17 protein-coding genes are annotated in these 19,837 nt (G+C 66.6%); 9 read left to right on the top strand and 8 right to left on the bottom strand.

What is annotated here, in order from left to right:
* Positions 1–80 precede the first annotated feature (80 nt).
* Together C4S71_RS09325 and C4S71_RS09320 are read right to left on the bottom strand one after the other, a co-directional pair.
* Positions 81–1,835: a peptidoglycan DD-metalloendopeptidase family protein gene (locus C4S71_RS09325; protein ID WP_103968963.1), complete on the bottom strand. Its 1,755-nt coding sequence runs from the start codon at positions 1,833–1,835 to the stop codon at positions 81–83.
* A gap of 231 nt (positions 1,836–2,066) precedes the next feature.
* On the bottom strand, positions 2,067–2,915 hold the full coding sequence (locus tag C4S71_RS09320; protein WP_103968962.1) for a pirin family protein: 849 nt from the start codon (positions 2,913–2,915) through the stop codon (positions 2,067–2,069).
* Positions 2,916–3,014: 99 nt separating this feature from the next.
* Here C4S71_RS09320 and C4S71_RS09315 point away from each other — a divergent pair, with 99 nt between their 5' ends.
* Both C4S71_RS09315 and C4S71_RS09310 read left to right on the top strand, forming a co-directional pair.
* Entirely contained in the window at positions 3,015–3,914 is a 900-nt protein-coding gene (locus C4S71_RS09315; RefSeq protein ID WP_086510981.1) for a LysR family transcriptional regulator, read from the top strand.
* Positions 3,915–4,012: 98 nt separating this feature from the next.
* Positions 4,013–5,017, top strand: coding sequence for a glutathione S-transferase family protein (locus C4S71_RS09310; RefSeq protein ID WP_103968961.1), 1,005 nt, complete (start codon positions 4,013–4,015; stop codon positions 5,015–5,017).
* Here the strand turns inward: C4S71_RS09310 and C4S71_RS09305 are convergent.
* Positions 5,014–5,463: a YaiI/YqxD family protein gene (locus C4S71_RS09305; protein WP_103968960.1), complete on the bottom strand. Its 450-nt coding sequence runs from the start codon at positions 5,461–5,463 to the stop codon at positions 5,014–5,016. The genes C4S71_RS09310 and C4S71_RS09305 overlap by 4 nt on opposite strands.
* Before the next feature lie 439 nt (positions 5,464–5,902).
* Between C4S71_RS09305 and C4S71_RS09300 the strand changes: the two genes are divergently transcribed.
* On the top strand, positions 5,903–7,615 hold the full coding sequence (locus C4S71_RS09300; protein WP_103968959.1) for a DEAD/DEAH box helicase: 1,713 nt from the start codon (positions 5,903–5,905) through the stop codon (positions 7,613–7,615).
* A gap of 121 nt (positions 7,616–7,736) precedes the next feature.
* Here the strand turns inward: C4S71_RS09300 and araD1 are convergent, their stop codons facing one another.
* The gene (araD1, locus tag C4S71_RS09295; protein ID WP_103968958.1) at positions 7,737–8,723 is read right to left on the bottom strand and encodes an AraD1 family protein; all 987 of its coding nucleotides are present in this window, start codon (positions 8,721–8,723) and stop codon (positions 7,737–7,739) included.
* 159 nt (positions 8,724–8,882) lie between these two features.
* On the opposite strand from araD1, the gene C4S71_RS09290 reads away from it, so the two are divergent.
* Complete coding sequence (locus tag C4S71_RS09290) at positions 8,883–9,809, top strand: Gfo/Idh/MocA family protein (RefSeq protein WP_086510986.1); 927 nt, start codon at positions 8,883–8,885, stop codon at positions 9,807–9,809.
* Between the two features lies 1 nt (position 9,810).
* Here C4S71_RS09290 and C4S71_RS09285 read toward each other — a convergent pair whose 3' ends face one another.
* Positions 9,811–10,767 carry a LysR family transcriptional regulator gene (locus C4S71_RS09285; protein ID WP_103968957.1) on the bottom strand — a complete coding sequence of 319 codons (957 nt, stop codon included), beginning with the start codon at positions 10,765–10,767 and terminating at the stop codon, positions 9,811–9,813.
* 157 nt (positions 10,768–10,924) lie between these two features.
* On the opposite strand from C4S71_RS09285, the gene C4S71_RS09280 reads away from it, so the two are divergent.
* Genes C4S71_RS09280 through C4S71_RS09260 form a run of 5 tightly spaced genes read left to right on the top strand, consistent with a single transcriptional unit; the run spans position 10,925 to position 17,175 of the window.
* The gene (locus C4S71_RS09280; protein WP_086510988.1) at positions 10,925–11,917 is read left to right on the top strand and encodes an arabinose ABC transporter substrate-binding protein; all 993 of its coding nucleotides are present in this window, start codon (positions 10,925–10,927) and stop codon (positions 11,915–11,917) included.
* A gap of 31 nt (positions 11,918–11,948) precedes the next feature.
* A complete protein-coding gene (gene araG / locus C4S71_RS09275; protein ID WP_103968956.1) occupies positions 11,949–13,442 on the top strand; it encodes an L-arabinose ABC transporter ATP-binding protein AraG in 1,494 nt (497 codons plus the stop codon).
* A gap of 38 nt (positions 13,443–13,480) precedes the next feature.
* Positions 13,481–14,491, top strand: a complete 1,011-nt coding sequence (araH, locus tag C4S71_RS09270) for an L-arabinose ABC transporter permease AraH (RefSeq protein ID WP_103968955.1) — start codon at positions 13,481–13,483, stop codon at positions 14,489–14,491.
* Positions 14,492–14,515: 24 nt separating this feature from the next.
* Positions 14,516–16,261, top strand: a complete 1,746-nt coding sequence (locus tag C4S71_RS09265) for an IlvD/Edd family dehydratase (RefSeq protein ID WP_086510991.1) — start codon at positions 14,516–14,518, stop codon at positions 16,259–16,261.
* Between the two features lie 38 nt (positions 16,262–16,299).
* A complete protein-coding gene (locus tag C4S71_RS09260; RefSeq protein WP_235014282.1) occupies positions 16,300–17,175 on the top strand; it encodes an SMP-30/gluconolactonase/LRE family protein in 876 nt (291 codons plus the stop codon).
* On the opposite strand, the gene C4S71_RS09255 is transcribed toward C4S71_RS09260, so the two are convergent.
* The 3 genes from C4S71_RS09255 to C4S71_RS09245 form a co-directional block, all read right to left on the bottom strand.
* Positions 17,172–17,948, bottom strand: a complete 777-nt coding sequence (locus C4S71_RS09255) for a FadR/GntR family transcriptional regulator (RefSeq protein WP_103968953.1) — start codon at positions 17,946–17,948, stop codon at positions 17,172–17,174. The genes C4S71_RS09260 and C4S71_RS09255 overlap by 4 nt on opposite strands.
* A 123-nt stretch (positions 17,949–18,071) precedes the next feature.
* A complete protein-coding gene (locus C4S71_RS09250; protein ID WP_103968952.1) occupies positions 18,072–19,220 on the bottom strand; it encodes a fumarylacetoacetate hydrolase family protein in 1,149 nt (382 codons plus the stop codon).
* A 3-nt stretch (positions 19,221–19,223) separates the two neighbouring features.
* A partial coding sequence (locus C4S71_RS09245; protein WP_479688560.1) for an aldehyde dehydrogenase family protein occupies positions 19,224–19,837 on the bottom strand: 614 nt, incomplete at its 5' end.

Raw genomic sequence — 19,837 nt, 5'->3', positions numbered from 1 at the left:
GGCCTGGGAGAGATGTTCAATGAACGACGCCCTGCGCTTGGGCAGGGCGTCGTTTGGCGTGCATCGTCGACGATACCGGGTCAATCGTCGTCGCGCTCGGCGCTGGTGCTGGCCTGTGCCACTGCCGTACCGGTCTGGCCGGAGCGCAGCGTGGCGAGCAGCGGCTCGGCCTGGCGCTGGAAGGCCATCAGACGTTCGCCTTCCAGGCTCTTGCTTTCAGGCAGATCGACCTTCATGGCATCTACGGCGTTGTTGTTGACGATCACCTCGTAGTGCAGGTGAGGGCCAGTGCTGCGACCGGTATTGCCCGACAGCGCGATGCGCTCGCCCATGGAAACGCGGTCGCCGCGGCTCACGATGGCGCGAGACAGGTGGAGGTAGCGCGTGCGATAACCGTTGTCATGACGGACCACCACGTAGCGGCCCGCCACCGGGTGGTTGCCCACCTTTTCCACGCGACCGTCGGCCGGTGCGATGATCGGTGTGCCGATGGGCATGGCCCAGTCGGTGCCGCGGTGCGGGCTGACTCGCCCGGTGACCGGATGAGTGCGGCGCGGATTGAACCCCGAGCTCATGCGATAGCTACCCTCGAAGGGGTAGCGTGCGAAAGCGGGGTCGAGGCTCTGGCCATCCGGCGTGTAGAAGTTGTTGTCGTCGCTGTTACGTACCAGGGTCAGATCCATGCGCGCCCCGGTGTACTGGATTGCCAGCACGCGGGAGTCGAAGCTGCTGCCGTCGATGATGTCGGATTCGACCAGCACCTTGAATTCATCGCCGCGGCGAGTGTCGCGCCGGAAATCGAGTTTCTTCTCCAGCAGCCGTGTGACCTGGGCCACCTCGGTGCTGGAGAGGCCGGTGGACTGAGCGGAACGCGCAAAGCTGCCGCTCACGCTGCCGGCGAACAGACGCTGCGTGGCCTCGCCGGCACGCTCGATGGTGGCAACGTCGAAACCGTCCTCGTCGCGCTCGAGCAGAAAACCTTCCCGCGCATTGCGCATCACCCGCAAGGCCAGCAGGCGGTCCTGCTCGTCGAGCTGATATTCGAAGGTGTTGCCGACCCGCCAATGGGTCAGCAGGCGCTTGTCCGGCAGGCTGTCGAGCAGGCGCATGGCCTCGCTGTAGCCCAGGCCCAGTTCGTTCTGTGCCAGCACGGCGAAGGTGTCGCCCTGCTCTACGGTATAGGTACGCCACTCCGGCACGAAGGGCTCGGCGGCAGCGATCTCATGATCGAAGAGGATCGGGCCGTCCTCGAACAGCGCCAGCTCTTCGTCAGGATAATCTTCATAGGAGGTGGCATCGTCGAAGGAGGAGGCATCCGTGGCGGCAAGCGCCTCGTCATCGGTATGAATGTCGTCGAGCATGCCGCTGGCCAAGGTGCCGATCACCATGGCGATGTGCAGTGCGCCAGGATCGAGTTCCGTTGTCAGTTCGATACCGCCGTCAGCAGGCGTGGTGGCGGTATCGAGCTCGGCAGCGGCCCTGACGGGTGTGGGCTGTGGCGCCTGTTCGGCCTGGGCCATAGCGACCCCGGAAAGGTCGATGATCTCGGTCGGCTTGAGCTGGGAAAGCGGGATGTATTCTCGGGTGGCATCGATGGCCTGAGTGGCGATCTCGATGGCATCGGCGACAGAGTAACGATCACTGTTGAGTGCGGGGAGGCCTGGTTGAGCCTCGGGCGACAGGGGGAACAGCACGGTTTCGGGAACCTGACCCTGACGCTGGGAATTCTCTACGACGGTAACGATCTTTTGCGCGCCCAGCACGGTCACCATGGTGGCAACGGGTAGCAGCAACAACTTATGCGTGCGGGGCAGCGAATGAAGGATTCGCAACATTGGTATCGGCCATAAAAAAAGATGACAAGAATATAAAAAGGCATGGGAACCTTAACCCATGATATATGGCCTGCATAGACTGTACGTGCATACAGCAAGGTGCGCCCCGGCGCCTCACTGGCGAGACCCCGGGCCGTCAAGTGTTGTCGAACACTGTTCAACAATTTGCATTGAACGTGAAGAAAAGAAGGAAGACAACCCCCTTTAGGTAACTTTTACTGAACCGACTGTTCAGTCGGTGAAGGTGCCGTTGCGGTAATCGCGCAGGGCCTGTTCGATCTCTTGGGCGCTGTTCATCACGAACGGGCCGTAATGCGCGATCGGCTCGCGGTGTGGCGTGCCCGCCAGCAGCAGGCACTGGGCGCCCGTCGGGCTGGCAAGCACCAGCGACTCCCCGGGGCTCAGCCTGGCCAACTGACCGGCGCCAACGCTTTCTCCTTCGATCTGCAGGGCGCCCTCGAAGACATAAACGGCCAGCGTCTCGCTCGGCGCCGCGAGTGCCAGCTGGCCGCCGGCTTCGAGTCGGACATGGGCCACGCCGCCATTTCCCGCCAGGGCGTCCAGGGGGCCTGACACGCTCTCGCCTTCCGGCGTCGACCAACTGCCACCGAGGGCAATCAACTCCGCCTTCTCCTTCAGCAGGCGCGGCATTTCGTCGCTACGCACGTCGCGATAGCGCGCCGCACTCATCTTCTCCTGCGCCGGAAGGTTGAGCCACAGCTGAAACCCATGCAGCCCCTGGCTGTCGGTGAGCGGCATTTCCGAGTGCACGATGCCGCGCCCGGTGTGCATCCACTGCGCATCGCCGGCCTGGATGGTGCTGCTGTGCCCCAGGTGATCTTCGTGAGTGATACCGCCATGCACGATATAGGTCAGCGTCTGAATGCCGCGGTGCGGATGCGGCGGGAAGCCGCCGATGTAATCGTCGGGGCGGTCGGAGCCGAGCTCGTCGAGCATCAGGAAAGGGTCGAGCTCGCCGTCGAAACAGTGGATACGCTGGATGTGGACCCCGTCGCCATCTTGGCTGGGGTGGCTGTGAAACAGGCGCTCGATGCGCCGGGAGCTGGGGCTGGTGGCCATGACTGGCAATCTCCAATGATGGATATGACTGGTATTTTAGGCCGTTTTTTTCGAAGATTAATCGCAACGTTTCGCACTTTTCGTTCGAGGAAGTCGAATATGTCTCGCGTCACCCTGGCTCAGTGGCAGATGCTCGCGGCGGTGGTCGATCACGGCGGCTTCGCTCGTGCCGCCGAGGTGGTCCACAAGAGCCCCTCCACGCTCAATCATGCCGTGCACAAGCTGGAGCAGCAGCTCGGCGTCAAGGTGCTGGAGCCCATGGGACGACAGGTGCGGCTGACCGATGCGGGGGAGCTGCTGCTGCGCCGGGCGCGCCAACTGATCGAGAGCGCCGAAGCACTGGAGGACGTGGCCGGCCGGCTCTCCGAAGGCCTCGAGGCCGAAGTGGTACTGTCGATCGATCAGATCTTTCCCAACGATGCGCTGGCGGTGGCGCTGAGCCGCTTTTCCGCCGCTTATCCCTATGTCCGTGTGCAGCTCCACGAAACGGTGCTCAACGGCGGCATCGAGATGCTCTACGACGGCCGTGCCGATATCGCCATATCGGGGCTGGCGGCCCAAGGGTTTCTCGGCGAGCCACTGGTCACCGTACGTTTCGTCGCGGTGGCGCATCACGATCATGAACTGCATGGGCTCGAGCGGCAGCTCGATCTGCGCGACCTGCAGCGGCATCGTCAGCTGGTGGTGCGCGACTCGGCGCTGCGCCAGTCGATGGATGCCGGCTGGCTCAAGGCCGAGCAGCGCTGGACGGTAAGTCACCTCGAAACCTCCATCGACATGGTACGGCGTGGCCTGGGTTTTGCTTGGCTGCCCGAGACCCGCATCTACGCTGATCTGGAGAGTGGCGTGCTGCGGCCGCTGCCGCTTGCGGCCGGTGGCGTTCGCGAGGTGCCCATGCAGATGATCTTCCGCGACCGGGACCGGGCCGGCCCCGCCACCCGTGCCATGGCGCAGGCACTCAAGGAAGCCGTGGCCAGTGAATGTGCGAGCCGAATGTGACCGTTCGGAATTTTCGTTGCATGAAACGCAAAAACTGCGCTTGAGCGTAGGGCTGAGCGGTTTACTCTGGCTAGCAAAATCTGTTTACGGAGAACGATATGGGCCTGCTGATCGACGGCAAGTGGCACGACCAGTGGTACGACACCAAGAAACACGGCGGCGAGTTCGTGCGCGAATCCGCCAAGCTGCGCGACTGGGTCACGCGTGACGGCAGCCCTGGCCCCGAAGGCCAGCGTGCCGTGCCGGCCGAGGCGGGGCGCTTTCACCTCTATGTCTCGCTGGCCTGCCCTTGGGCGCATCGCACCCTGATCATGCGCAAGCTCAAGGGGCTGGACGACCTGATCGGAGTTTCCTGGGTCAGCCCGCTGATGCTCGACCAGGGCTGGACCTATCACGAGGACGAAGGCGCCAGCGGCGATCCGGTCAACGGCGTCGACTATCATCGCGAACTCTACACGCTGACCGATTCCCGCTATACCGGCCGGGTCACGGTGCCGGTGCTGTGGGACAAGCACGAGCGGCGCATCGTCAACAACGAGTCGGCCGAGCTGGTGCGGATGTTCAACGATGCCTTCGATGACCTGACCGGCAACCGTCTCGACTTCTATCCCCTCGACCTGCGCGAGACCATCGATGCGATCAACGATGACGTCTACGACCACATCAACAACGGGGTCTACAAGTCGGGCTTCGCCACTGAGCAGGCGGTCTACGAGAAGCACGTCACGGCCCTGTTCGAGGCGCTCGACCGGGTCGAAAGACGGCTGACCGAGCACCGTTATCTGGCCGGGGAGTGGCTCACTGAGGCCGACATCCGCCTGTTCACCACCCTGGTACGTTTCGATGCGGTCTACTATGGCCACTTCAAGTGCAACTTCCGCCGCATCGAGGACTACCCCAGCCTCTCGAACTACCTGCGTGAGCTGTACCAGTGGCCGGGCGTGGCCGAGACGGTGAGCCTGGAGCACATCAAGCGCCACTACTATTACAGTCACGACACCATCAATCCGACCCGCATCGTGCCCAAGGGGCCGCTGCTCGACTTCGACCGGCCCCACGACCGCGAGCGGTTGCCGGGGCAGGGCATTCGCGAGAAGGCTTAACGGTTCTTGGCCAGCCAGCGGTCCAGGGCGTTGGCGAACTCGCGCCGGTCACCGTCGCTGTAGCCCTTGGGCCCGCCGGTGTGTTCGCCGCTGGAGCGCATCGTTTCCATGAAATCGCGCAGCTGTACCTTGGCGCGAATGTTGTTCTTGTCGAGCATCTCGCCGCGGGTGGTCATCACCGCGGCGCCCTTGTCGATGGCCTCCATGGCCAGCGGCAGGTCGGAGCTGATCAGCAGATCCCCTGCGGCGAGGCGCGCCACGATCTCGTTGTCGGCGGCGTCGAAGCCATGACTCACCGACAGCGACTTGACCCACTTCGAGGGCGGCAGCGGGATCGAGTGGTTGGCCACGAACCAGGTGGGCGTGGTGGTGCGCTCGGCGGCGCGAACGATGATCTCGCGCGCTACCTTGGGGCAGGCATCGGCATCGACCCAAAGCGTGGGCATGCGGCAGGGCTCCTCGAAGTCAAATGAAGGTTCTGTGTGAGCGCAGCGTTGAAAGTACTGGTCAGGAAACCAGTCTTGATGTTAGCATGCGCGCTCCTCGCATGTGCTGACCCCGCCATCATGACGATTCGCTCCGAGCGCCACGCGTTCGAGAGGCAATCACCGAGACCGACAGCAACTGCTGCAACGTCCGAGATGTGAAGATGGAGCGCTACAGGATGCCGCCAACCGGGCGACATCGGCGCAAAAAGGTCGCCACAGCGGTTCCCGCCCTCTGGCGCGAACCGGATGCCAGGTGCGACCGGCGTCCCACGATAACGTGATCCGCCCTGTCCAGGCCGTATCGGCCCGTGATGACAGAGCCACCGACCTGCCAAGAGCGGTCGGGGATGCCTCAATGTGATTTGCCGGCGAGTGCCGGCCTACCAAGGTGTGATTGATGACCTCGACTTCTGTCGCCTCGCCGAGCTTCGGCGATCTTGCTCTGCTGCCTGCCGTTCTCGCCGCTGTCGAAACACTGGGTTACGAAACTCCTTCACCGATTCAAACACAGACCATTCCGGCCCTGCTGGAAGGTCGTGACATGCTGGGCCAGGCGCAGACCGGTACCGGCAAGACGGCAGCCTTTGCGCTGCCGCTGCTGTCGCGGCTCGAGCTGACTCGCCGCGAGCCCCAGGTGCTGGTGCTGGCACCGACCCGGGAGCTGGCCCAGCAGGTGGCCGTCTCCTTCACCAAGTACGGCCAGAACCTGCAGGGTCTGGAAGTGGCCACCCTGTGCGGTGGTCAGGAATATCGTGAACAGCTGGGCGCGCTGAAGCGCGGTGCCCAGGTGGTCGTGGGTACGCCGGGCCGGGTGATCGATCACCTCGACCGCGGCAGCCTCAAGCTCGACGGTCTCTCCGCCCTGGTGCTGGACGAAGCCGACGAGATGCTGCGCATGGGCTTCATCGACGACGTCAAGCGCGTGGTCGCCGATACCCCCAAGGACGCTCAGCGGGTGTTCTTCTCCGCCACCCTGCCGGCCGAGATCGAGCGCATCGTCAACCGCTACCTGGTCGATCCGGTCAAGGTCGCCATCGAGTCGCGCACCACCACTGGTGAGAATATCGAGCAGCGCCTGGTACGCGTCGACGGCGGTGCCAAGCTGGAAGCGCTGGCGCGTATCCTCGAGGTCGAAGAGGTAGATGCCGCCATCGTCTTCGTGCGCACCCGTGCTGCCTGCACCACGCTGATGGAGCAGCTCTCCGCCCGAGGCGTGAACGTGGCCAGCCTCTCCGGCGACCTGGATCAGAGCCTGCGCGAGCGCACCATTCAACGCCTCAAGCGCGGCAAGGTCGACGTGCTGATCGCTACCGACGTGGCTGCCCGCGGCCTCGACGTGCCGCGTATCACCCACGTCTTCAACTATGACCTGCCCCAGGACAGCGAAGCCTATACCCACCGTATCGGTCGTACCGGTCGGGCAGGGCGTACCGGCATATCGATCACCTTCGTCGGCTTCCGTGAAGGCCGCAAGGTGGGCTGGATCGAGCAGGCCACCGGCCAGCGCATGACCGAAATGGAAGTGCCCGACGAGGCCGCGATTCGCGCCCATCGCGACGAGGTGTTCCATCAGCGTGTCATCGGCATGCTGACCGCCGGTGCCGACGAGCAGCGCGCGCTGGTCGAGCGGCTGGTGGCGGAAGGTCACGATCCGATCGAGCTGGCCTGCGCCTTTGCCGCTCTGGCACGTGCCGACGAGGCCCCCATCGGTCGCCTGCAGGCGCCGCGCAAGGAAAGGGCCGACCGGGGTGAGCGTGCCCCGCGCGACGGCAAGCCGCCGCGTCGCGACCGTGGCCCGAGCGAGGGCATGACCCGTTATCGCGTCGCCGTCGGTCACAAGGACGGCGTCAAGCCGGGCCAACTGGTCGGCGCCCTGGCCAACGAGGGGGGCATCGAAGGTTCGCGGATCGGTCGTATCGACATTCGCAACGCCTTCTCGGTGGTGGAACTGCCGAGTTCGCTGCCGCCCAGCATCCTGGCCAAGATGGCCCGCGCCCGCGTCGCCGGCCGTGCGCTGGAGATCAGCGAAGACAGCGGTGCCCCCGAGCGTGCCCCGCGCCGTCGCCGTGAAGACGGCGATGCACCGGTGCGTCGTCGCACCAGCGCTTGATCGCACCCTCGGCCGCTACGGCAGCTGAGACGCACGACACCCAGGCCGGGTACCGGCCTGGGTTTTTTTATGCTCAGACCAATCGATCACGGCCATGGTGCGCGCGGCGTCGGCCGGCCGCTCAGAGCGCTTTCACTACGGTGGCACGCCTGGCTGACTCGAAGCGCAGCGGATTGCGTAGTGGCCTGCCAAATTCGGGAAGGCTGATCTCGAAGCGGTCGCCGTCCCGGGTCTGGATGCCGTCGGCGAAACTCAGCGTGGCGGTGCCGAAGAAGTGCACGTGGACGTCGCCGGGGCGCCGAAAGTTTGGGTATTTGAAGTGGTGATGCTCCAGGTTGGCCAGGCTGTGGGCCATGTTGGCCTCGCCGGTGAGGAAGGGCTTCTCCCACACGGTCTCGTTGCCGCGCACGACGCGGCTGGTGCCTTCCAGGTGCGTTGGCAGCTCGCCGACCAGCAGCTCGGGGCCGAAGCTGCAGGCGCGCAGCTTGGAGTGAGCCAGCCACAGGTAGTTGAAGCGCTCGGTGACGTGATCGGAGAACTCGTTGCCCAGCGCGTAGCCCACCCGCCAGGGCTGGCCGTCGTCGTCGATCACGTAGAGCCCGGCAAGCTCCGGCTCCTCGCCGGCATCCTCGGCGAAGTACGGCACGGGAATCGCGGCCTCCGGGGCGACGACACAGCCGCCGTCGCCCTTGTAGAACCACTCCGACTGGGCGCCGGTCTCGCCGGGGGCGGGCTTGCCCCCTTCCACACCGAGCTTGAACATGCGCATCGAATCGGTCAGGGCTGCGTCATCGACCTGAGCCTTGGCATGCATGGCATCGCGGGTATCGGCGCTGCCCAGGTGAGTGAGGCCGGTGCCGGTGACCAGGCAGTGCGCCGGGTCGGGGTGGGTCAATGGCGGCAGCAGGCGCTTTTCCTCGATCAGCTGAGGATAGTCGAGGCGGGTGTCGGTGAGCGCCGCCTCGACGGCTGCCGCCAGCGACTGCCCCGCGGTGAGGGCGCGGCGGGCGAGGGTGTAGGTATCGGCATCGAGCAGGCGAACCACCCGGTCGCTTTCGACCCGGGCGGCATGGACCCGGCCCCGATGCTCGCATTGAATCAGACGCATGGTGCAGCTCTCCTGGGGGTGTCGCCTCGATGGCTGGCCAAGGGTAGGCAAGGATTGTATGTTCAACATATAAATTCCAATGTTCAATTTATACTTTCGTATCGCTATCTCCAATCGCGCTGACGCAAGGGAAGCGCAGAGCCAGTAGAAGGAGACACCATGACCGTCATCACACTAGGCCTGGTCGGGGCCGGCAAGATCGTCCGCGACCAGCATCTGCCGGCCCTGGCCGAGAGCCGCGACTTCCGCCTGCTGGCGACGGCGGACCCCCGCGCGCGCCTCGCGTCGATGCCCGGCTATGCCAGCCTGACGGAGATGCTCGAAGCGCATCCCGAGCTGGAGGCGGTGGCCATCTGCACGCCGACGCATCTGCGCTATTCGCAGGCGCGCATTGCCCTCGAGCGGGGCAGGAGCGTGCTGCTGGAGAAGCCGCCCGGCGCGACCCTGAGCGAGGTGGAGGAGCTGGTCGAGCTGGCCGAGCGTCATGGCGGCACCCTGTTTGCGGCCTGGCATTCGCGCTTCGCCCCGGCCGTGGCGGAGGCTCGCGACTGGCTGCGCGAGCGGCGCATTCAGCGGGTCGAGATCGACTGGCGTGAAGACGTGCGGGTGTGGCACCCGGGCCAGGCGTGGATCTGGGAGCCGGCCGGCATGGGGGTGTTCGACCCCGGCATCAATGCGCTGTCGATCGCCACCACGATACTGCCGCGGGCCTTTTTCCTGCGCGATGCGCGGCTGTGGATCCCGAGCAACTGCCAGGCGCCCATCGCCGCGGCGCTGACCTTCAGCGACGCCGAGGGCACGCCCATCGTGGCCGATTTCGACTTCCGCCAGCCGAGCCCGCCGATCTGGAGCATTCACGTGGAGACCGAGGCGGGGCGGCTCAGCCTGCTGCGGGGAGGCTGCCGGTTGGAGCTCGATGGCCGCTGCCTGCTCGACGCCGAGGAGCGCGAATACCCGAATCTCTATGCCAGGTTCGCCGAACTGATCCGACAGCGACGCAGCGACGTCGATCTGGCGCCGCTGCGCCATGTGGCGGACGCCTGTCTCTCCGCCTGGCGCGAGCCGACCGAGCCCTTTATCGAGTGAACTACAGCAGACCCTGCTGGCGTTGGTGCCCGATCAGCTCCCGCAGCATGGTCATGAGGGTCGCCGCTCCCGGGGATAGGCGTCGACGCCGCAGGCTCACCAGGCCGAACGGCTGCACGCTGAGGCGTTGATGGAACGGCAGGATGCGAAAGCGCGTCGGGGCGCACAGCAGATCGGCGACCTGACGCGTCATGGCCGTGATCGTATCCGAGCGGTCGATCAGGGCCAGCGCCACCAGGATGTCGGTGGTGTCGACGACCTGCGCCGGAGGTTCGACGGCGTGGTAGAGGAACAGTGCGTCGACCCGCTGGCGCATCAGCGCCCCCTGGGGCTGCAGCGCCCACGGATAGACGGCCATGGCCTCGAGCATCAGCGGGTCGGCGCCCGTGAGCGGATGGCCCTCGCGGCAGACGAAGCAGATCTCCTCCTCGCCGATTTCCTCGAACACGAAGGGCTCGGACGAAAAGCCGGCCGGTATCCGCGTAATGGCGAAATCGAGCTCGCCCTCCAGCAGCCTCGGCACCAGCCGCTTGCTGACGTCGACCTCGACGCTGACCTTGAGCCTGGGATGGCTGCGGTGCACCCGCTCGATGGCGCTGGCCAGCAGCGTCACCGCCGGTGCCATCACGGTGCCGATGGCCACCTTGCCGGCATTGCCCTGGCACAGGGCGTTGAGCTCCTCACCGGCGTTGTGCAGCTCAGAGAGCATGGTCTGCGCGTGCCGGACCATCACTTCCCCGTACCAGTTCGGGTCGAGACCGCGGGGGTGCCGATCGAACAGCCTGATCCCCAACTGGGCTTCGACATCCCCCAGCAGCTTCGAGGCGGCGGGCTGGCTGATGCCCAGCTGTGCCGCCGCGCGATGCAGGTTGCGCTGCTCGTCGAGGACGAGAAAGAGCTGGAGATGGCGCAACTTTAGTCGTGCCTGAAGGAACCAGTCGTCATCCAGGGGGCGCATGGTGACTCTCCGCTTCGCCTGTCGATACCCATTTGTATATCGATTCTTCGCATGAAGGATATTGGTTGGTTATGTCAGGCCTGTCTACTGTAGCGGCTGTACCTGCGACACCCCCGTCGCGGCAACAACAACAATCCTCCGCAGCAGGAGACGACACATGCCAATCACTACCACGCTTTCCCGACTGGCGCTGGGTGGCGCCCTGGCTCTGGCAACGCTGGGCGGCGCCCAGGCCCAGGACGACGTGCGCATCGGTTTCATCGTCAAGCAGCCCGAGCAGGCCTGGTTCATCAATGAGCAGCGGGCCGCCGCCGAACGCGGCGAGGAGCTCGGCTTCCGCGTGGTGCGCCTGGCCGGCAGAGATGGCCAGGAGGTGCTCAGCGCCATCGATAACCTCTACTCCCAGGGCGCTCAGGGCTTCGTCATCTGTCCGCCCGATGTGCGCCTGGGGCCGGCCGTCATGAACCGCGCCAATCAGTACGGCATGAAGGTAATCACGGTCGACGATCAGTTCGTCGACGGCAGCGGCGAACCGCTCGAAGGCGTGCCTCACCTGGGCATGTCCGGCTACCAGATCGGCCGCCAGGTGGGCGAGGCGCTAGCCGCAGAGATCGAGGCGCGCGGCTGGGATCCGCAGCAGGTCGCCGCGCTGCGCATCACCAACAACGAACTGCCCACCGCCCGGGAGCGTACCGACGGCGCCAGCGACGTGCTGCTCGAGTGGGGCTTCCCCGAGGCCAACATCTTCGATGCCCCGCAGCAGAGCACCGATACCAACAGCGCCTTCTCTGCCGCTTCGCCCGTGCTCTCCCAGCGCAGCGAGTTCGAGCACTGGATCATCTACGCCCTCAACGAGGAGAGCGTGCTGGGCGGTGTGCGTGCCACCGAGCAGTACGGCCTCGGCGCCACCGACGTGATCGGCGTGGGCATCAACGGTTCCGGGGCGGCCTTCGCCGAGTTCTCGCGCAGCAACCCGACCGGCTTTCACGGCACCGTGGCGGTGAGCTCCACCCAGCACGGGCGCCAGACGGCGGAGAACCTCTATCGCTGGATCACCGAAGACGTGGAGCCGCCGGCCAACACCGAAACCACCGGTACCCTGATGACGCGCGACAACTGGCAGGACGTGCGCGCCGAACTCGGGCTGTGAACGTGACGGCCCATGCGAGCGGGAGAACGCCATGACCGAACCCTATCTCCGCTTCGACGGCATCAGCATGGTCTTTCCCGGCGTGCGAGCGCTGGACGGGGTCAGCTTCGGTGCCCATGCCGGCCAGGTGCATGCGCTGATGGGCGAGAACGGCGCCGGCAAGTCGACGCTGCTCAAGGTGCTCAGCGGGGTCAACCATCCCAGCGAAGGGGCGCTGTGGATCGACGGCGAGCGCCACGTGTTCGCCAACGCCCGCGAGGCGCTGGCTCAGGGCATCGCCATCATCTACCAGGAGCTGACCCTGTCGCCGAACATGACGGTGGCCGAGAACCTGCTGCTGGGCCAGTTGCCCACCCGCCATGGCTTCATCAAGCGCCGCCAGCTGCGTGAGCGGGCGCTGGCGATCCTTGCCGATCTCGGCGAGGGCGACATTCACCCCTCGACCAAGGTGCGCGAACTCTCCATCGGCCAGCAGCAGATGATCGAGATCGGCCGCGCGCTGCTGCGCAACGCCCGCATCATCGCCTTCGATGAGCCCACCAGCAGCCTGTCCGTTCAGGAGACGCGTCAGCTCAAGCGCATCATCTCCCGGCTGCGCGAAGAGGGCCGTGTGGTGCTCTACGTCACCCACCGCATGGAGGAGGTCTTCGACATGTGCGACGCAGTCACCGTATTTCGTGACGGCAAGCACATCCGCACCCATGCCAGCCTCGCCGCCCTGGATCACGACACCCTGGTCAGCGAGATGGTCGGCCGCGATATCGAGGACGTCTACGGCTACCGCGAGCGAGAGCGGGGCGAGGTGATCCTGGAGATCGACGCCATCGAGGGGCGGGGGCTGAAGGCGCCGGTGAGCTTCGAGGTGAGGCGTGGCGAAGTGTTCGGCCTGTTCGGTCTGGTCGGCGCGGGGCGCAGCGAGCTGATGCGGCTGGTGTGCGGCGCCGAGAGGGCCAGCGCGGGCGAGGTGCGCTTCCAGGGCCAGGCGCGGCGCTTCGCCAGCCCCGGCGAGGCGATCCGCATGGGGATCGCCATGTGCCCCGAGGATCGCAAGTCCCAGGGCATCTTCCCGGTGGCCAGCGTCGTCGACAACCTCAACATCAGCTGTCGGCGCTTCTTCAGGCGCTGGGGTGTGCTGCGCGACACCCGTCGCGAGCGCGCCAACGCCGAGGCGTACATCCAGCGGCTCAGCATCAAGACCCCGGGCCCGCGCACGGCCATCGGCACGCTCTCGGGCGGCAACCAGCAGAAGGTGATCCTGGCACGCTGGCTGGCCGAGAAGATCGAGCTGTTCGTGGTCGACGAGCCGACCCGCGGCATCGACGTGGGCGCGCGCCGCGACATCTACACCCTGCTCTTCGACCTGACCGAACAGGGCAAGAGCGTCGTGGTGATCTCCAGCGACCTGGCCGAAGTGAGTTCGATCTGCGACCGCATCGGCGTCATGCGCGACGGCGCCCTGGTCGAGGTCGTGCCGCGCCACGAGGCCACCCAGGAACGCCTGCTGGGGCTGGCCCTGCCCGCCTGACGACTCGCCCGACAACATCAACGACAGAGAGAGACGCCATGACAACCCACAAATTTGCCGGGCGGGGCGGTAGCGTGGCTGCCGCTCCGCCGCGCCGGGGGCTGCCCAAGCCCCTGCGCACCCTGCTCGACACCTCCGGCCTGATCGCCATCTTCGTGATCCTGTTCGTGGCGCTGGCCGTGTTCATCCCCGGCTTTCTCACCGGGCGCAACATGGTGGGGCTGCTGCTCTCGATCACCCTGATCGGCACCATCGCCACCACCATGATGATGGTACTGGCGCTGGGCGAGGTCGATCTCTCGGTGGCCTCCATCGTCGCTTTCGCCGGCGTCGTCGCCGCCGTGGTCACCTCGACCTCGGGCAGCGTGGCGATCGGCGTGCTCGGTGGCGTGCTCGCCGGGGGCGCGGTAGGGGCCTTCAACGGCTTCGTGGTGGCGAAGTTCGGCATCAATTCGTTGATTGCCACGCTCGCTTCGATGGAGTTCGTGCGCGGTCTGGCCTACATCACCTCCCGCGGCGACGCGGTGATGATCACCGTGCCCGAGTTCTTCGACCTGGGCAGCGCTGCCTTCCTCGGCCTGACCCTGCCGGTGTGGACCATGATCGCCTGCTTCGTGATCTTCGGCGTACTGCTCAACATGACCGCCTTCGGGCGCAACGTGCTGGCCACCGGCGGCAACGCCGAGGCGGCAGCCCTGGCCGGGGTCAACGTGCGCCGGCTCAAGGTCATCGTCTTCGGCCTGCAGGGGGTGGTGGCCGGCATCGCCGGGGTGCTGCTCGCCTCGCGCATGGGGCTGGGCGATCCCAACACCTCGATGGGCCTGGAGCTGGCGGTGATCTCGGCCTGCGTGCTGGGCGGCGTGGCGCTTTCCGGCGGTGTGGCCACCATCACTGGCGTGCTGGTGGGCGTGCTGATCATGGGCTGCGTGCAGAACGCCATGGGGTTGCTCAACGTGCCCACTTTCTATCAGTACCTGGTACGCGGCGCGATCCTGCTGCTGGCGGTGATGTTCGACCGCTGGAAGCAGACCCGACGCCAGCGTGCGTGATCCTTCGGTTTCAGGAGACCTCGTATGACCGACCGCAAGCGTCCCTTGCGTAGTGCCCAGTGGTTCGGCAGCGCCGACAAGAACGGCTTCATGTACCGCAGCTGGATGAAGAACCAGGGTATCCCGGACCATGAGTTCGAGGGCAAGCCGATCATCGGCATCTGCAATACCTGGTCGGAGCTCACGCCCTGCAACGCGCACTTCCGCAAGCTGGCCGAGCACGTCAAGAAGGGGGTGCTGGAGGCGGGCGGTTTTCCGGTGGAGTTCCCGGTGTTCTCCAACGGCGAGTCGCTGTTGCGGCCCACGGCCATGTTCACCCGCAACCTGGCGAGCATGGACGTGGAGGAGTCGATCCGCGGCAACCCGCTGGACGCCGTGGTACTGCTGGTGGGCTGCGACAAGACCACTCCGGCGCTGCTGATGGGCGCGGCGAGCTGCGACATCCCCACCATCGTGGTCAGCGGCGGGCCGATGCTCAACGGCAAGCACGAGGGGCGGGACATCGGCTCGGGCACCGTGGTCTGGCAGCTCTCCGAGCAGGTCAAGGCGGGCAAGATCTCGATTCACGAGTTCATGTCCGCCGAGGCCGGCATGTCGCGCTCGGCAGGCACCTGCAACACCATGGGCACGGCCTCGACCATGGCCTGCATGGCCGAGGCGCTGGGTACCTCGTTGCCGCACAACGCGGCAATTCCCGCGGTGGATGCGCGGCGCTACGTGCTGGCGCACCTCTCCGGCAACCGCATCGTCGAGATGGTCGAGGAGGACCTGCGGCTCTCCAAGGTGCTCACCCGTCAGGCCTTCGAGAACGCCATTCGCACCAACGCCGCCATCGGCGGCTCGACCAATGCGGTGATCCACCTCAAGGCGATTGCCGGGCGCATCGGCGTCGAGCTCGATCTCGACGACTGGAGTCGCATCGGCCGCGGTACGCCGACCCTCGTCGACCTGCAGCCTTCGGGGCGCTTCCTGATGGAGGAGTTCTACTATGCCGGCGGTCTGCCGGCGGTGCTGCGTCGGTTGGGTGAGGCCGACCGCCTGCCGCACAGGGAGGCGCTGACGGTCAACGGCAGGACCCTGTGGGACAACGTCAAGGAGGCTCCGCTCTACAACGACGAGGTGATTCGCCCGCTGGAGCGGCCTCTGCGTGAGGATGGCGGCATGTGCGTGCTGCGCGGCAACCTGGCGCCGCGCGGGGCGGTGCTCAAGCCCTCGGCGGCGAGCCCCGAGCTGATGATTCATCGCGGCCGGGCAGTGGTATTCGAGGACTTCGACGACTACAAGGCGCGCATCAACGACCCTGATCTGGAGGTGGATGCCAGCAGCGTCCTGGTGATGAAGAACTGCGGCCCGCGCGGCTACCACGGCATGGCCGAGGTGGGCAACATGGGGCTGCCGGCGAAGCTGCTCGAGCAGGGCGTGACCGACATGGTACGCATCTCCGATGCGCGCATGAGCGGTACCGCCTACGGCACCGTGGTGCTGCACGTAGCGCCCGAGTCCGCCGCCGGCGGGCCGCTCGCCGCGGTGCGCGACGGCGACTGGATCGAGCTCGACTGCGATGCCGGCACGCTGCACCTGGAGGTCGACGATGCCGAGCTCGAGGCACGCCTGGCCGAACGCGATCCCACCGCCGAGTCGCGCCGGATCGCCAGCGACGGCGGCTATCGCCAGCTCTACATCGAGCGAGTGCTGCAGGCCGACGAGGGCTGCGATTTCGACTTCCTGCGGGGTTCGCGCGGGGCCGACGTGCCGAGGCACTCCCATTGATGCGACTGGCGGGTGAGCGACGCCTGGTGGAAGGGGCGATGATCCAGCGCATATGGCGGGGCAGGGCGCAACTGGGCGGAGGGCCGCTGTGGTGCCCCGGGCAGGGCGAAGCGGGCCGGCTGCTGTTCGTCGATATCCTGCGGCGCGCGCTGTACGTGCATGACTTTGCCAGCGGCACGACCCGCGGCTGGCCGCTCGAGGAAGCATGCTGCTGGCTGGTGCCCCGTGCCGACGGCGACGGCTTCATCGCCGGGCTCGCCTCGCGGCTGGTGCACCTGCGCCTCGAAGAGCACGGGCCGCGCATCGTCGATGACTGGGTCACGCCCGAGGAGCCGGCGGGCAACCGCTTCAACGACGCGGCAGTGGATACCCTTGGGCGGCTCTGGTTCGGTTCGATGAGCGAGAATGAGCAAGAGAGCGGTGAGCCGGGGCAGGGCGCCCTCTATCGCCTCGATGGTGCAGGCCTGCGCCGGGTCGATCATGGCTACGGGGTCGCCAACGGGCCCGCCGTGAGCCCCGACGGCAGGACGCTCTATCACAGCGATACGGCGGCCGGTATCGTCTACGCCTACGAGCTTGCGGCGGACGGCGAGCTGACCGGCAGGCGCGAGCACCTGCGCTTCCACGGTGCCCAGGGTTATCCGGACGGCATGACCTGCGACGTCGAGGGCGGCCTGTGGGTCGCCCATTGGGGCGGCGGCCGTGTCAGCCGCTTCCTGCCCGACGGCACCCTGGACGAGACCCTGCTCCTGCCCGCCTCGCGGGTGACCTCCTGCGCCTTCGGCGGGCCCGAGCTGGACCAGCTCTACATCACCACCGCCGCCGATGGCCGCGATCAGGAGGCGTTGGCGGGCAGCCTGTTCCGCGTGGCCCCGGGAGTGCGAGGGCTGGCCTCGCCCATGTTTTCCGCCTAGTCCGTCGCCTGGTTCAACTCCAGCCAGCTGCCCAGCGTGCTGTCTCCCGGCTCGATGCCCAGCGCCTCGGCGGTGCCCCGCAGCACCTCCCGGGCGGCCAGGAAGGCCTCGCGAGGCCGGCGGGCGCGAATCTCCTCCATCACCCGGCGGTGGCGCTCTAAGCTGGCCGCGGGATCGGCGGTACTGTCGTTGGAGGTTTCCACCAGCAGATGGATCGAGGGGCGCAGGATATGCGAGAGCTGCGCCCAGACGATGTTGTGGCTGGCCTTGAAGATGGCCACATGGAAGGCGACGTCGTGCTCGCTGTAGCGCTGCCGCTCCTCTGCACTCTCGGCATGGAGATGGCGGCTCATGCCCTCCAGCGCCGTCTCGATGGCCACCAGGTCGAGCGCCTTGGCGCGCCGTGCCGCCATCATCGCCACGTAGGGCTCGACGTCCAGGCGGAAGGCGAGGATCTCGCGCTGGATGCGCGGGTTGGGGGAGGCGTAGCGGGTCATCCAGGCAGTCACCGCGGGATCGAGGATGTTCCACTCCTCGTAGTCGCGCACCTTGGAACCGTGACCGGAGATTCGCGCGATGATGCCCACGTCGACCAGCTGGCGCAGGTCGCTTCTCACCGCCGAACGGTTGATGGCGAACTGCTCGCAGAGGTCGATCTCCTTGGGCACGAAGTCACCGGGCTGGTAACGCCCGGAAAAGATGGCTTCGGCGAGGTATTCCGCCACGCTGGGGCGGGCGGGCCTGGCCGTGCGCTTGGGCGACGTTGCGGTCATGGCGGCTCATGTCGATGATCTGCCTCGCAAAGTGCCATATGTTCAACATACCGGCAATGCGGCCTAGGTCGCACTGGCGGGGCGTGCCGCCCTGCCAGTGCGTTGGCACTTTTCGGGCAAAGCCTAGCGGCGATGGGCTCGCCACTGGCGGATGCCGTAGGTCCAGGGCGGCAGCTCGTCGGAGCGGTCGACTCGGTTGACCAGCGCACCCAGCGCCGGGGTGGCGATGGTCACCCGGTCGCCGATGTGGTGGGTAAAGCCCTGGCCCTCGCCGTCGCGGTCCTGGATCGGCGAGAACATGGTGCCGAGGAACAGCATGAAGCCGTCCGGATACTGGTGGTGGGCGCCGACGGTCTGGCGTACCAGGTCCAGCGGGTCGCGGCTGATCTCGCGCATGTCGCTCTCGCCTTCGAGCAGGAAGTCGTCATCCTCGCCCTCGATACGCAGCGTCACCTGGGCCTGGCGTACGCTGTCGAGGGTGAAGTCCCGGTCGAACAGGCGGATGAACGGACCGATGGCGCAGGAGGCGTTGTTGTCCTTGGCCTTGCCCAGCAGCAGGGCGCTGCGGCCCTCGATGTCGCGCAGGTTGACGTCGTTGCCCAGGGTGGCGCCCTTGGCTTCGCCCCTGGCGTCCACCGCCAGCACGATCTCCGGCTCGGGATTGTTCCACTTCGAAGCCGGATGCAGGCCCACGCGGGCACCGAAGCCCACCGACGAGAACGGCTGCGCCTTGGTGAACACCTCGGCGTCGGGGCCGAGCCCCACCTCCATGTACTGGGACCAGGCGCCACGGGCCTGCAGCGCCGTCTTCAGCGCCATGGCCTCGTCGGAGCCCGGGGCGATGCGCGACAGGTCCTGGCCGATCATTTCCTTGAGCTCGGCACGCAGCTGGCTGGCCTTGGCGGCGTCGCCGCCGGCCTGCTCCTCGATCACCCGCTCCAGCAGGCTCACGGCAAAGGTCACGCCGCAGGCCTTGATCGCCTGCACGTCGCAGGGGGCGAGCAGGTAAGGGGCGACCTGCGGCTCGGCCAGGGAGTTCTGCAGCAGGGCCGTGACGGAGCCCAGGGATTCGCCTTCGACGCTGCGGGCGAAGTCGGCGGCATCGCCACGGTCGAGCAGGTCGGCCATGCAGTCGCACTGAGTGGAGATGTCGATCACCTCGCCCTGGCGAACCGCCACCAGGGCCGGGCCATCCTCACGCCAGACGCGTCCCACCAGTAGGGCTCGGTCCAGGTCCTGGGGAAGATAAGCGGTTGTGTTGTCGTCGTTCACGTCTCATGCCTCGCGTTTGCCGTCGACCAGGCGTGTCACGCCCCAGGGGTTGCCGTCGCGCAGCGGTTCGGGCAGCAGGCCCTGCGGCAATGCCTGGTAGCACACCGGGCGCAGGAAGCGATGAATCGCCGCGCTGCCCACCGAGGTGGTGCGGGAATCCGAGGTGGCCGGAAACGGGCCGCCGTGGACCATGGCGTGACACACCTCGACCCCGGTGGGCCAGCCGTTGGCGAGGATCCGCCCCGCCTTGCGTTCGAGGATCGGCAGCAGCTGCCTGGCGGCGTCGAGATCGCCGTCGTCCATCTGCAGGGTGGCGGTGAGCTGGCCTTCCAGGTGGGCCGCAACGCGTTGCATCTCGCTCGTGTCGGCGCACTCGATCACCAGCGAGGTGGCGCCGAACACTTCTTCCTGCAGCTCGGGCTCGGCGAGGAAGTCCTGGGCGGTGGTGACGAACAGTCCGGCCTGACAGGCATGGGCGCTCTCGCCGACCTGGCCGCGGGCCGCTTCGCGTACCTTGCCGTTGGATGAGAGCCGCTTCACACCCTGCTCGTAGGCGTCGTGGATGCCCGGGGTGAGCATGGTCTGGCCGGCGCTCTGCTTGACGGCACCCCCCGCCG

Source organism: Billgrantia desiderata, from assembly GCF_900108215.1.
Lineage (GTDB): Bacteria > Pseudomonadota > Gammaproteobacteria > Pseudomonadales > Halomonadaceae > Halomonas > Halomonas desiderata.
This window is presented reverse-complemented; position numbering and strand designations above follow the sequence as displayed.